The 13,450-nt window shown below is 74.6% G+C and carries 10 protein-coding genes; 2 read left to right on the forward strand and 8 right to left on the reverse strand.

Annotated elements, in window-relative coordinates:
* Window positions 1-101: 101 nt before the first annotated feature.
* From pyrE to ACFU7Z_RS03755, 6 genes are all read right to left on the reverse strand, one after another.
* Window positions 102-638, reverse strand: coding sequence for an orotate phosphoribosyltransferase (gene pyrE, locus ACFU7Z_RS03730; protein WP_049659651.1), 537 nt, complete (start codon window positions 636-638; stop codon window positions 102-104).
* Window positions 639-703: 65 nt separating this feature from the next.
* Entirely contained in the window at window positions 704-1,729 is a 1,026-nt protein-coding gene (locus tag ACFU7Z_RS03735; RefSeq protein WP_380775728.1) for a hypothetical protein, read from the reverse strand.
* A 748-nt stretch (window positions 1,730-2,477) separates the two neighbouring features.
* Window positions 2,478-4,124, reverse strand: coding sequence for a polyamine aminopropyltransferase (locus tag ACFU7Z_RS03740; protein ID WP_380775731.1), 1,647 nt, complete (start codon window positions 4,122-4,124; stop codon window positions 2,478-2,480).
* A gap of 155 nt (window positions 4,125-4,279) precedes the next feature.
* Complete coding sequence (locus tag ACFU7Z_RS03745) at window positions 4,280-4,810, reverse strand: DUF2617 family protein (RefSeq protein ID WP_074001863.1); 531 nt, start codon at window positions 4,808-4,810, stop codon at window positions 4,280-4,282.
* A 513-nt stretch (window positions 4,811-5,323) separates the two neighbouring features.
* Window positions 5,324-6,484, reverse strand: a complete 1,161-nt coding sequence (locus ACFU7Z_RS03750; RefSeq protein ID WP_049650410.1) for a pyridoxal phosphate-dependent aminotransferase — start codon at window positions 6,482-6,484, stop codon at window positions 5,324-5,326.
* 129 nt (window positions 6,485-6,613) lie between these two features.
* Window positions 6,614-7,171: a YbjN domain-containing protein gene (locus ACFU7Z_RS03755; RefSeq protein WP_049650411.1), complete on the reverse strand. Its 558-nt coding sequence runs from the start codon at window positions 7,169-7,171 to the stop codon at window positions 6,614-6,616.
* 439 nt (window positions 7,172-7,610) lie between these two features.
* On the opposite strand from ACFU7Z_RS03755, the gene ACFU7Z_RS03760 reads away from it, so the two are divergent.
* Window positions 7,611-7,892: a helix-turn-helix domain-containing protein gene (locus tag ACFU7Z_RS03760; protein WP_380775733.1), complete on the forward strand. Its 282-nt coding sequence runs from the start codon at window positions 7,611-7,613 to the stop codon at window positions 7,890-7,892.
* Window positions 7,893-8,012: 120 nt separating this feature from the next.
* Here the strand turns inward: ACFU7Z_RS03760 and clpB are convergent, their stop codons facing one another.
* Together clpB and ACFU7Z_RS03770 are read right to left on the reverse strand one after the other, a co-directional pair.
* Window positions 8,013-10,619, reverse strand: a complete 2,607-nt coding sequence (clpB, locus tag ACFU7Z_RS03765; RefSeq protein ID WP_380775735.1) for an ATP-dependent chaperone ClpB — start codon at window positions 10,617-10,619, stop codon at window positions 8,013-8,015.
* A gap of 97 nt (window positions 10,620-10,716) precedes the next feature.
* Window positions 10,717-11,658, reverse strand: a complete 942-nt coding sequence (locus ACFU7Z_RS03770; protein WP_375875064.1) for a LysR family transcriptional regulator — start codon at window positions 11,656-11,658, stop codon at window positions 10,717-10,719.
* 71 nt (window positions 11,659-11,729) lie between these two features.
* Here ACFU7Z_RS03770 and ACFU7Z_RS03775 point away from each other — a divergent pair, with 71 nt between their 5' ends.
* Entirely contained in the window at window positions 11,730-12,839 is a 1,110-nt protein-coding gene (locus ACFU7Z_RS03775; protein WP_049650415.1) for a TDT family transporter, read from the forward strand.
* Window positions 12,840-13,450: the final 611 nt, after the last annotated feature.

Below are 13,450 nucleotides of genomic sequence, written 5' to 3' on the forward strand. Positions count from 1 at the left end.
GGCGAGGGCCGGTGCTGTTTCACGTGAAACAGCACCGGCCCTCGGTCGTTCGTCGTCCCGGCGTTCGTCGTCCCGGCGTTTGCCGTCCCGGCGGGTCGGGGTCAGAGACCCAGGTCGTCCAGGGTGTACGCGGTCACGTACTCCAGGCCCTGGGCCTCGACGGCGGCCGCGCCGCCGCGCTCCACGATCACCGCGACGCCGACCACCTCGGCGCCCGCCTCGCGCAGCGCCTCCACGGCGGTCAGCACCGAGCCACCGGTGGTGGAGGTGTCCTCGACGGCCAGCACCCGGCGGCCCTTGACCTCCGGGCCCTCGATCCGGCGCTGCAGGCCGTGCGCCTTGCCGGTCTTGCGGACCACGAAGGCGTCCAGCTGCTGCCCGCGCGCGGCGGCGGCGTGCAGCATCGAGGCGGCCACCGGGTCGGCGCCCAGGGTCAGACCGCCGACGGCGTCGTACTCCAGGTGCGAGGTCGCGTCCAGCATCACCCGGCCGACCAGCGGGGCGGCCACGCCGTCCAGCGTGATCCGGCGCAGGTCGACGTAGTAGTCGGCCTCCTTGCCGGAGGAGAGGGTGACCTTGCCGTGCACGACGGCCTTGTCCTTGATCTGTGCCAGCAGGGCGTCGCGGTCGTTGCTCATGAGCGTTCAGTCTAGGCCCTGGCAGTCCCCGCGGCTCTCCGGGCTCGCGCCCGGCCGGCGCCAGGTCAGCGGCGGCGCAGCGCCCTGACCAGCACCACGGCACCGCCCAGCAGGGCCACCGAGCCGCCGATCACCCACGGCACCGCGTTGCGGCCGCCCGCGCCCGGCACCACGATCCCGCCGGCCTCCCCGCCCCAGCGGGAGGCCGCCCGGGCCCGCGCGCTGCGGGCGGGCAGCGCCGGGGCGTACGGGCCGCGCGGCGGGGCGTGGTCCACCTCCTCGGCGGACCGGCCGACGATGCTGCGGCGCACCGGGCCGGAGAGCACCGGCTCGTCCTCGTACGCGAAGAGCGGCTCGGCGGGCAGCTCCTCGGCGACGCCGTCCTGCTCGGCGGAGCCGTCCGCGTCCTCGCCCTCGCCCTCGACGTCGTCCTCGTCGTCGTCGGCGGAGCCGGTGGGCAGACCGAAGCGCTCGGCGTCGGCGTCGGAGAAGGCGATCAGGTCGGAGAGGTCGTCGTCCAGGTCGTCGCCGGGCTGGTCCTGGCGCTCCTCGATGAAGACCACACCCGCGCCGGTCGAGGTCTCCGCGGCCTGGTCCTCCTGCTCCTCCAGGTCCTCCGAGCCCTCCTGGTCCTGCGGCTGCTCGCCCTCCGGGGCGACCAGCGCGGCGGCGAACCTGTCCAGCAGACGGCGGCCGGTGGCGTCGAGGGTCTCCTCGTCGAACTCGGTCAGCCGGCCGGTGGCGCTCAGGTCGCCGGTGAAGCGGATCGCCGCGGTGCCCTCCTCGGCGCCGTCCACGACGCTGACCCGGACGGTCGCGGTCGCCTCACCGCTGCCCCGGGCCTCCTCGCCCTCGGCGAGCACGGTCAGCACGCCCTCCCGGCCCTCGATCAGCGACAGCACGCCCTTGTACGTGATCGTGGAGCCGCCGATCCGCAGCTTCAGCCGGCCGCCGATCTCCTCGGCCGCACCGGACCCGACCGCGGCCGGCTCGGTGCTCAGCCCCGGCACGCTCCGCGCCAGCAGCGCCGGATCCTGCAAGGCCTGCCGCACCAGCTCGGCGGACATCGGGACGACAACCTCATGCTCCATGCCACGGAGCCTACCGACTGGTCCCCGCCCGGTCCCTACCCACCACCACCAGATTTTCCCCGCCCCACCCGTTCCCTTGGCCGTCGCACCATCGTCCCGGCCCCGAGCCTGGGCCGCCCCGCCCACCGACCCCGCACCCTCCGGCCCCGCCTCGCCCCCCTGGCCCCGCAGGCCCGGGGCGGCCCACGGTCCTGCTCATCGGGTCCGCGCCCATCCAGCAGCGGCCAGGCCCGGGGCCGCCCTCCCCACCGGCCCCGCACCGTGACGGGACCCGCTCCGTCGCCCGTCGCCCGTCGTCCGGCGGCCGTCCGCCCCCGCAAGGTGGGCCGGGGCCATGGGTCTTCTCCTGCCTGGGCCCGCTCCCCGGCTGCCGAGCGGCCCCGCCCGTGCGGGGGCTTGCCGGTCGAGGAGCCCGTTCTTCCGGGCCTCCCTGCGCGAGAAGTCGGCTGGATCGACTTCTCGCGCAGCGGCGATGGGGGCGGCGAGTCGATCACCGTTCCGCCTGCGCGCGGACCCCGGGGAGCGGAGGGCTTCGCCCGCCTCGGCCCGCTTCGCGGATGCCGGGCGGCCCCTGCCGTGTCCGGCGGGGGCCGCCTTCCCCCGGCCGCTCTTCCCGTGGCGTCGGGTGCGGCCGGTGGCGGCTCCGCAGGGCCGTGGGAGCGGCGGCGTGGGTGCGGGTGCGGGGCTTCCGGCTGTCGGCCTCAACGGTGGCGGAGGAGGGCCGCCGGGCTGCGGCTCAGCGGCGACCTCAGCGGGGGCCGAGGAGGGTGAGGGCGGCCGGGGGGTGGGCGGGGCGGAGGGCGGTGAGGCGGGTGGTGGTGGCGTGGAGGGTGTCGGGGGTGAGGGCGCGGGGGGCCGGGGCGTCGGGGGCGAGGGTGAGCGGGGGGCGGGTGGCGGCGGCGAGGAGGAAGTTCTGGGCGCCGTCCGGCGGGCCGGGGCGGCAGGCGGCGGTGGCGCTGCCCGGGACGGCGTACGGGGCGGTCTGCAGGCCCGTCGTCCGCAGGCCGGACTCGATCTGCCAGAGGCCGTCCAGGTCGCTCCCGGCGCGGACGGCGATCCGGCCGCCGGGGGAGAGCAGCCGGGTGGCGAGGCCGTAGAACTCCTGGGAGTGGAACTTGACCGGTCCGCCGTCGGCCGGTGCCGGGAGGTCGGCGAGCACCACGTCGTACGGTCCGTCCCCGCCGGAGGCGCCCGCGCCGCGCAGCCAGGCCATCGGGTCGGCGGCGGTGGTGCGGACCCGGGGGTCGTCCAGGGAGCGGCCGCCGAGGGTGGCGAGCCCGGGGTCGGTGCGGGCGAGCCGGGGGAGGGCGGGGTCGGCGTCGACCAGCCGGACGGTGCGGACGCCCCGGTGCCGCAGCACTTCCCGCAGGGCGAGTCCGTCGCCGCCGCCGAGCAGCAGGACCCGGGCGTCCGGGCCGGCCGCCATGGCGGGGTGGACGAGGCCCTCGCTGCCCCGGTACTCGTCGGGTCCGCAGACCGCGAGCCGGCCGTCGAGGTAGAGCCGGAGCGGGCCTTCGGCGGGGCCGGTGAGCACGATCTCCTGGTACCGGCTGCGGGTCGCGTAGCGGACCTGGTCGCCGTAGAGGGCGTGCCGGGCGGCGCGTTCGACGGCGTCGGAGCCGGCCGCGGCCGCCGCGAGCACGGCGAGCACCAGCAGGCAGCCGCCCCAGAGCAGCCGTCGTATCCGGGGGGCGGGTTCCTCGCGGAACAGCCAGAGCACCACGGCGGCCCCGGCGACGGCGTTGACGGCGCCGGTGAGCAGTGCTCCGTCGCCGGGCCCGAGGCCGGGCAGGATCAGGAACGGGAAGGCGAGGCCGCCGATCAGGGCGCCCACGTAGTCGGCGGCGAACAGGTCGGCGACGGCCCGGCCGGCGTCCTCGCGCCGGATCCGTTGGATGAGGGTCATCAGCAGGGGGATCTCGGCGCCGATGAGGATGCCGATCAGGCAGGTGAGGCCGACCATGGCGGCCTGGTAGCGGCCGATCCAGGCCCAGCAGGAGTAGAGGGCGAGGACGGAGAGTCCGCCGGTGAGCGCGAGCGCGCACTCGACCAGGGCGAAGGCGGTGGCGGGCCGGCTGGTGAGCCGTTTGGCGAGGAGGGAGCCGAGGCCCATCGCGAAGACCATGACGGAGAGCACGACGGAGGTTTGGGTGACCGTGTCCCCGAGCAGGTAGTCGCCGAGTGCCACGAGTTCGAGCTCGTAGACGAGTCCGCAGGCCGCGCAGACGAACGCGGCCAGCAGGACGGTCAGGCGGGCGAACCGTGGTCGGGAGCGCAGCCGGGGCCGACGGCGGGCGGGCAGGAGTGGGGCGTGGGCTCGCCCGGGCCGGGGTGGGGTGCCGTCGTCGAGGTCCACTCGCGGGCGTGCGGGCGGACCGGCCGGATGGTTGATCACGAACAAACGCTAGGGGACGTGCGGGACGGATGGCTGCGCCCATCCGACGGACAGTGAGCGACGTCGAATTGACGAATCGTTCCTGCGTACGATTCGTAGGCCCGGCTTGGGCGGCCTACGGCCGGACCGGTGTTCCGCTCCGGACTTGGGGGCGGTCATGCCCCGGACACCACCAGCGAGGAGCGGGTGCACACCAGCTGCCCCTCCTGCGGGTAGGCGTGCCAGGTGCGCCACAGCAGCCGGTCCGGGCCGCCCTGGGTGACCAGCGCGGTGAAGGCGCTCGGGTCGCCCGGGAAGACTCCGGCGAGGCCCCGGGGGTGCCCCTCGACCAGGGCCAGCAGCTCCTGGGCGCGGGCCGCGAAGTCGTGCGGCGGCAGCGCCTCGATGCGGGCGGCGAACTCGTACTCCCAGCCGCCGACCTGCTTGGCCACCCGGGCCGGCAGCGGGGTGCGGCGGCCGGGCAGGCAGGCGACGGTCTCCAGACATCGGCCGGGGCCCGCGTCGATCACCACCTGGTGGGAGGCGCCCAGCAGGCGCAGCTGGAGGGTGCCGGACGCGCCCGGGCGGCCGCCTCCGTCGAGTCTCAGGTCGCGGACGGCGAGAGCGGGCAGCGGGTCGCCGCCGAGGCACCAGGCGAGGTCACCGGCGCGGGTGTCCGTGTAGGAGGTCTGCAGTGTGGTGAGCATGCTCGGCTCCGCGTTTCAGCTCCGTGCGCGCCCGCCGAGCAGCACCGAGTAGGCCTAGGCGATGGCGAGGCTGTTCGTGGCTGTGCGGCCCTGGGCGCGGCCGACCGTGGAAGGAAGGATTCCGGCTGGAGATTCAGCAGCAGAGAAGCACGAATACGTCGGGCCCGCCGGTGATTTACCCAACTTTGTCAAGCATTCACCGTTTCGAGCACACCTGCTTCCCGGCTCTGATCGAGCCCGTGTACGAGTCTGCACAGCGCGCGCCCCTATCACCGGATTGCGCGCCGTGCGCGCCGGGTGTGCGCTGTTCGGGCGCATCACGCACCGCCGCCCTCCAGGCGCGGGGCGTGGAGGGCGGCGGGAGAGTGCCCGGAGGGTCGGCCAGCGTGCCTCAGTGGCGGCAAACAAGCAAGCCGATCAAGGAAGTTGATGATCCATCAGAACTGGTGTCGGGCTGCGGGCAGTCCTGTTCGAAGGGTGCGGAGAAGGGCGTGAAAGGGGGCGTGCGGCCCCTCACAGGCGCCGCAGGCGGGCGACGGCCTCCTGAAGGACCTCGTCCTTTTTGCAGAAAGTGAAGCGGACCAGGCTACGGCCGGCCTCCACGTCGTCGTAGAACACCGCGTTCGGGATGGCGACGACGCCGCAACGGCCGGGCAGGGCACGGCAGAACTCGATGCCGTCCTTCTCGCCGAGCGGGGTGATGTCGGTGGTGACGAAGTACGTGCCCTCGGGCGTGAAGGCCCGGAAGCCGGCCGCGGTGAGGCCGTCGACCAGCAGGTCGCGCTTGCGCAGCAGGTCGGCGCGGAGGGTGTCGAAGTACGTGTCCGGCAGCCGCAGGGCCTCGGCGACGGCGTACTGGAAGGGGCCCGCGCTGACGTAGGTGAGGTACTGCTTCGCGGTGCGCACGGCCGCCACCAGGTCCGGGCTCGCGGTGACCCAGCCGACCTTCCAACCGGTGAAGGAGAAGGTCTTGCCGGCCGAGGAGATGCTGACGGTGCGTCCGCGCATGCCGGGCAGGGCGGCGATCGGGTGGTGGGCGGCGCCGAACACCAGGTGCTCGTAGACCTCGTCGGTGGCGACCAGCAGGTCGTGCTCGACGGCGAGTTCGGCGATGGCGGCGAGCTCCTCGGCGGTGAGGACGGTGCCGGTCGGGTTGTGCGGGGTGTTGATCAGCAGCAGCCGGGTGCGCGGGGTGATCAGCGAGCGCAGCTCGTCCAGGTCGGGGCGGAAGGACGGGGCCCGCAGGGTGAGCGGCACCCGGGTGGCGCCGGCCATCGCGATGCAGGCGGCGTACGAGTCGTAGAACGGCTCGAAGGCGATCACCTCGTCGCCCGGCTCCAGGAGGGCCAGCAAGGTGGCGGCGATGGCCTCGGTGGCGCCGGCGGTGACCAGCACCTCGCTGTCCGGGTCGTACGCGAGGCCGTGGAACCGCTGCTGGTGCTCGGCGATCGCGGTGCGCAGCTCGGGGACGCCGGGGCCGGGCGGGTACTGGTTGCCGCGGCCCTCGCGCAGGGCCCGTACGGCCGCCTCGCGGACCTCCTCGGGCCCGTCGGTGTCCGGGAAGCCCTGGCCGAGGTTGATCGAACCGGTGGCCGTGGCCAGGGCGGACATCTCGGCGAAGACCGTCGTGCCCATCCCGGCCAGTCGGCGGTTCAGCAGTGGCCTGGTACCCATCGGTGGCTCCTCACGGCTCGTTGTCAGGCCATCCTGGGTCAGCCGGGAGCCGGGGACAAGAACGGCCCGCCACCGGCGCGGGGGCGGGTGGCGGGCCGAACGGGCGGTGCGGGGGGTACCGGGGAGGGATCAGGCCTCGTCGGTGCCCTCGGCGCCCTCGCCGTCCTCGCCCTCGATCTCGTTCTGGAGGCCGAGGCGCTCGACGATCCACTGCTCGAAGCCGACCGCGGCCTGGGTCCAGTTGGCGGTGGTGGTGACGAAGTAGTCCAGGTTGACGCCGGCGCCGACGATCATCTGGGCCTCGCCGATCAGGCGGACCACGCCGTCCTCGTGGGTGTGGGTGTAGACCTTGGGCCAGAGGGTCTCGCGGTTCCACTCGTCGATCAGGTCGAGGATCTCGCCCTTCTTCTCCAGCGGGTACGCGCGGTCGTAGAAGGCGCGCACCGCGAAGAGCTCCTTCTGCTCGCCGCGGAACATGTAGTAGACGCGGAAGCCCTCCCAGGGGGCGGTGAGGTCGCCCTCCTCGTCCACGACGTGCTTGAGCTGCATCTGGTCCAGCAGCTGGGTGACCAGGCCCTGGTCCGGGACGATGATCGGCGGCGGGCCGGCCGGCCGCCCGCCCTGGCCGCCGGGCTGGCCGCCCTGGGGGACGCCGAAGGACGGGATGGACGACGGGTCGATGCTCATGGGGGTCCTCATTCCTCAGTGCACGTGGTGGCCGGCAATGAGAGGCCGCCCTTTCCACCTCCCATCCTGCCTCATTCGGGGCTCCGCTCACAGGGGCAGCCGAGGGGCGAGTCGATCTTCGTCCGGCGTTCTTCGCGGCGTTCTTCGCGGTGTCGTTCCGGGCGTCCTTCCCGGGTTCTTCCCGGGCTTCCCCCGGGTGTTCCCCGGCGGTTCCGGCAGGGGTGGAGCGGGCGTCGGTCACGGAGGGTGCGCGGGGCGGGGTGGAGGCCGTCCGGAGAGCGCGCGTGAGCCACGTCACGCGCCCGGCGCGCCGGTTCGGCTGCCGTGCGGGCCGGATGCGGTTAGCGTGCGACGGAAATCGCTTCGGTCAAATCCCGGCCCAGCCGGGTGAGTTGAGCTGTCCTGAGGCGGACTGTCCGGAATTGAGGGGGGAACAGGAGTGGGTGGAGCGGCGACGGGGGACGGCGCATCGCTCGGGGCGCTGCTGCGGAGCATCCGGCTGGACCGGGGGATGACGCAGGAGCAGCTGGGCGAGGCGACCGGGCTGAGCGTGCGGTCGATCCGGGACCTGGAACGGGAGGTGTCCTGCCCGCGGGTGTCCACGCTGCGGCTGCTGACCCAGACCTGGAACCTGCCGGACGCCCAGGTGGCCGAACTGCACCGGCTGGCGCGCAGCCGGCGGGACCGGACGCGGCGGCTGCTGCGGCATGCGGCGGAGTGACGGCGTCCGGCCCGGGGCGCGAGACGGGCCGGGGGCGCGAACCGGGCCGGGGACGCGGAACGGGCCGTCCCCCGCCGCCGGAGCGGAGGGAACGGCCCGTGCGCCGGACGCCCGGCGGTGCTACTTCTCCAGCGGCCCCCGGCCGCGGACGGTGAGGCGGTCGCCCTCCTCGTCCCGCTCGACCACGACGGTGTCCCCGTCGTGCACCGCGCCGGACAGGATCGCCCGGGCCAGCTGGTCGCCGATCGCGGACTGCACCAGCCGGCGCAGCGGGCGGGCGCCGTACGCCGGGTCGTAGCCGGTGAGCGCCAGCCAGTCGCGGGCGGCCTCGGAGACGTCCAGGGTGAGCCGCCGCTCCCGCAGCCGCTCGCCCAGGAGGGCCACCTGGAGGTCGACGATCCGGCTCAGCTCGCCGGTGCCCAGCGGCTCGAAGACCACGATGTCGTCCAGCCGGTTGAGGAACTCCGGCTTGAACGCGGACCGGACGGTGCCCAGCACCAGCTCCCGCTTCTCGGCCTCCGGGGTGGCCGGGTCGACGAGGTACTGCGAGCCCAGGTTGGAGGTGAGGATCAGGATGGCGTTGCGGAAGTCCACCGTGCGGCCCTGGCCGTCGGTGAGCCGCCCGTCGTCCAGCACCTGGAGCAGGACGTCGAAGACCTCCGGGTGCGCCTTCTCCACCTCGTCCAGCAGCACCACGCTGTACGGGCGGCGGCGGACCGCCTCGGTGAGCTGGCCGCCCTCCTCGTAGCCGACGTACCCGGGCGGGGCGCCGACCAGGCGGGAGACCGAGTGCTTCTCGCCGTACTCGCTCATGTCGATCCGGACCATGGCCCGGGCGTCGTCGAACAGGAAGTCGGCCAGGGCCTTGGCGAGTTCGGTCTTGCCGACGCCGGTCGGGCCGAGGAAGAGGAAGGAGCCGGTCGGGCGGTCCGGGTCGGCGATGCCGGAGCGGGTGCGCCGCACCGCGTCCGAGACGGCCTGCACGGCCTCCTTCTGGCCGATCAGGCGGCGGCCCAACTCCTCCTCCATGCGCAGGAGTTTGGCGCTCTCGCCCTCCAGCAGCCGGCCGGCCGGGATGCCCGTCCAGGAGGCGACCACGTCGGCCACGTCGTCCGGGCCGACCTCCTCCTTGACCATCGAGGCGGAGGCGTCCTGGTCGGCGGCCCGCTCCTGGGCGTCGGCGAGCTCCTTCTCGGCGGCCGGGATCTCGGCGTACATCAGCTTGGACGCCCGCTCGAAGTCCCCGTCGCGCTGGGCGCGTTCGAGCGCGCCGTGCAGGTCGTCCAGCCGCCCCTTGAGCTCGCCGACCCGGTTGAGGCTCTTCTTCTCCTGCTCCCAGCGGGCCGTGAGCACGCTCAACTGCTCGTTCCGGTCGGCGAGGTCGCGCCGCAGCCGGGCCAGCCGGTCGACCGAGGCAGGGTCCGACTCCTTCTCCAGGGCCAGCTCCTCCATCCGCAACCGGTCGACCGAGCGCTGGAGTTCGTCGATCTCGACCGGGGAGGAGTCGATCTCCATCCGCAGCCGGGAGGCCGCCTCGTCGACCAGGTCGATCGCCTTGTCGGGCAGGAAGCGGGAGGTGATGTAGCGGTTGGACAGGGTGGCCGCGGCGACCAGGGCGGCGTCCGAGATCTGCACTTTGTGGTGCGCCTCGTACCGGCCCTTGAGGCCGCGCAGGATGGCGATCGAGTCCTCCACGCTGGGCTCGCCGACCAGCACCTGCTGGAAGCGGCGCTCCAGGGCCGGGTCCTTCTCGATCCGCTCGCGGTACTCGTCCAGTGTGGTGGCGCCGACCATCCGCAGCTCGCCGCGGGCCAGCATCGGCTTGAGCATGTTGCCCGCGTCCATCGCGGAGTCCCCGCCGGCGCCCGCGCCGACCATGGTGTGCAGCTCGTCGATGAAGGTGACGACCTGGCCGTCGGAGGCCTTGATGTCGTTCAGGACGGCCTTCAGCCGCTCCTCGAACTCGCCGCGGAACTTGGCGCCCGCGACCATCGCGCTGAGGTCCAGCGAGACCAGCCGCTTGCCGCGCAGCGACTCCGGCACGTCGCCGGCCACGATGCGCTGGGCCAGGCCCTCGACCACGGCGGTCTTGCCGACGCCGGGCTCGCCGATCAGCACCGGGTTGTTCTTGGTCCGGCGGGAGAGCACCTGGACCACCCGGCGGATCTCGTGGTCGCGGCCGATCACCGGGTCGAGCTTGCCGTCCCGGGCGGCCTGGGTGAGGTCGGTGCCGTACTTCTCCAGCGCCTTGTAGGTGCCCTCCGGGTCCGGAGAGGTGACCCGGCCGCTGCCCCGGACGTCCTTGAACGCGGCGAGCAGCGCCTTCGGCGTGGCGCCCTGCTGCACCAGCAGCTCGGCCACCTGCCCGCCCTCGGCGGCCAGGCCGACCATCAGGTGCTCGGTGGAGACGTACTGGTCGTCGAGGTCGCTCGCGCGCTTGCCGGCCTCGGTGAGCACCGCGATGGTGTCCCGGGCGAGCTGCGGCGCGGAGACCGTCGAGCCCATCGCGCTGGGCAGCGCGGCCGCCTGGCGGCGGGCCTCGGCGTCGACCCGGGCGACGTCGGCGCCGACCGCCTCCAGCAGGGGCCGGGCGATGCCCTCGGGCTGCTCCAGCAGGGCGATCAGGATGTGCACCGGCCTGACGTCCGGGTTGCCGGCCGTGCCCGCCTGCCGGATCGCGGCGGACAGGGCGTCCTGCGTCTTGGTGGTGAACTTGCTGGCGTCCACTGCTGGGGGGTCCTCCCTGGTCGTCCTTCACTACTGCTACGTACAGCATGCACTAAGTTGAGTCTATTCCGCTCAACCCTTCCCGGACAGGGCTTCTTCAGGCCGGGGGAAGCCGGCGCGCCGCCGGACGCCCGACGGGCCGCCGGGTCAGCCCCAGCAGCTCCCGGGCCGGCCCGCTCGGCCGCTGCCCGGCCGGCCAGACCGCGCGCAGCGGCCGCCGCAGGTCCAGTTCCTCCACCAGCGGCACCTCGACCAGCCGCCGGGTGGCCAGTTCCTCCACCACGGCCAGCTCGCTCAGGCAGACCGGCCCCGCCCCGGTCATCGCCGCCGCCTTCAGCGCGGTCGACGAGGCCAGCTCCATCCGGGGCCGCACCGCGCCCCCGTACGGCTTCAGGGCCGCCTCCAGTACCTCCCGGGTGCCCGAGCCGGGCTCGCGCAGCACCAGCGGGACGGCCGCCAGCTCGGCCCCGGTCAGCGGGACGCGGCGGCGCGCCCACGGGTGGCCGGGCGCCACCACGACCACCAGCCGGTCCGCCGCCACCACCGCGCCGGCCAGCCCGGGCGGGGTGGACGGGCCCTCGACGAAGCCGAGGTCGGCGTCCCCGGCCAGGACGTGCCCGGCGACCTCCGCCGAGTTCGCCGTCCGCAGCGTCACCGCGGTGCCCGGGCTGGCCTCGGACAGGCCCAGCAGCCAGCCGGGCATCAGGTACTCGGCGACGGTCAGGCTGGCCACCACCCGCAGCTTGGCGTCCCGCCGCTCGCGCAGCGCGTCGATCCCGGCGTCCAGCGCCTGCGCCGCCTCCACCACCTGCCGGGCCCACTCGACCACCAGCCGGCCCGCCTCGGTCGGCCGGCTGCCCCGGGGCGAGCGGTCCAGCAGCGCGACGCCGATCTGCCGCTCCATGCCCTTGATCCGGGCGCTGGCGGTCGGCTGGCTGACGCCCAGCTCGGCCGCCGCCCGTCCGACGCTGCCCAGCCGGGCCACCGCGAGCAGCAGTTCCAGGGCGCCGAGTTCGGGGACGTGCGAGGAGAGGGGCATAGATCCAGGCTATGCCCCCATAGAAGCCCCGGCGCTACCGGCCGCCGGGCCCTCCGGGCGACGGTGGGAGCATGTCCACTCTGGCCGGTATCCGACCCCTCGCCCGCCCCGCCGCCCGCCGCCGGCCCGACCTCGCCCAGCTCGGCCCCAACTGGTACGCCGCCGTGATGGGCACCGCGATCCTGGCGAACGGCGCCGCCGTCCTGCCGGTGCGGCCGCCCGGGCTGACCGGCTTCGGCGAGGTGCTGTGGGCGCTCGCGCTGGCCGCCCTGCTGGTGCTGGCCGGGGCCCGGCTGGTCCACCTCACCCGGCACCGCGAGGCGGCCCGCGCCCAGCTGCTGGACAACCCGGCGACCGCGGTCTTCTACGGCTGCCCGCCGATGGCGCTGCTCTCGGTCGGACTGGGCACCATGCTGCTCGGCTCCCGGGTCATCGGCACCGGCCCGGCGGTCGCCCTGGACGCGGTGCTGTGGAGCCTCGGCACCGTGTACGCGCTGGCCGTGGCCGGCGGCATCCCGTACCTGATGATCACCCGGCACCGGGTCTCCGCCCTGGAGGCCAACCCGACCTGGCTGCTGCCGGTGGTCGCCCCGCTGGTCGCCTCCGCCTGCGGCCCGGCGCTCGTCCCGCACCTGCCGGCCGGAACGGCCCAGCAGGCCATGCTGTACGGCTGCTGGGCGCTGTTCGGCGTCGGCCTGCTGGCCACCCTGGTGCTGCTGCCGGTGGTGTTCACCGGGCTGTTCCACAGCAGGCTGCCCGCCCTGGCGCTCACCCCCACGCTGTTCCTGGTGCTCGGCCCGCTCGGCCAGTCCGTCACCGCGGTCCACCAGCTCGCCGACGCCGCCCGCCCGGTACTGCCCGCGCTGGCCCCCGCCATGACCGACCTCGCCGAGCTGTACGGCGTGGCGGTGATCGGCGTCGCGATGCTCTGGCTGGCCGTCGCGCTCGCCGCCAACCTGCGGGCCCGGCGGGCCGGGATGCCGTTCGCGATGACCTGGTGGGCGTACACCTTCCCGGTCGGCACCTGCGTCACCGGCGCCTCCGCGCTCGCCCGGCACACCGGCTTCGCGGGCTTCAGCGCGCTGGCCGTCGGCCTCTACCTGCTGCTGGCGTCCGCCTGGGTGCTCGCCGCGGGCGGCACCGCGGCCGGGCTCGCGCGGGGGCGGCTGCTGGCCCGCTGAGGGGCCCGTCGCCCGGGGCGGCCGTCCGCGTGGTGCGGGGCCCGTCCCCGCGCCGGACGGTACGGCTCAGGAGCACGCCGCCGATGCAGGAACGTGCACGGCCGGGACGACCGCGCACAGCCGCCCGGCGGAAGTGCCGGTCGGCGCCGACTCCCCTTCCAGGCCCGGGTTCCCACCGGAATCCGCCCCACCGCCCGAACCGCCCGCGGCCGCCCCCGGATGCAGATAGCTGCAATTGCGCGAACATGCACTCGGGCGGCACTTGTTCACCGGCCGTCACGCTGTGAGGGTGGAGGCACGCCAAGTCGTCCAGGCAACCGCAGCCTGATGGTGGCGACTCGCTCTTCGAAACTGACCGCAGGTGCGACAACCCGCACCGGTGGAACGGGGGGGAAGGGCGCCGGCCGGGACCATGTGTGGTGATGGCCTCCCGGCCGGACCCGTCGAGGCGTTGCTGCTCCGCCTCGACGGGAGCGCCTTGGCATTGGCGTACCGATGGCGGCCCCCGGACGACCCGGCGTGCGACGGCACCCGGGCCCGGGGGTCCGCCGTCCCACCCGGTACCGTGACCGCCTGATCCATGATCACGCCGTACCGCCCACCGGCACCGT

Origin of the sequence: Kitasatospora sp. NPDC057518 (genome assembly GCF_042802075.1) — a bacterium.
Lineage (GTDB): Bacteria > Actinomycetota > Actinomycetes > Streptomycetales > Streptomycetaceae > Kitasatospora.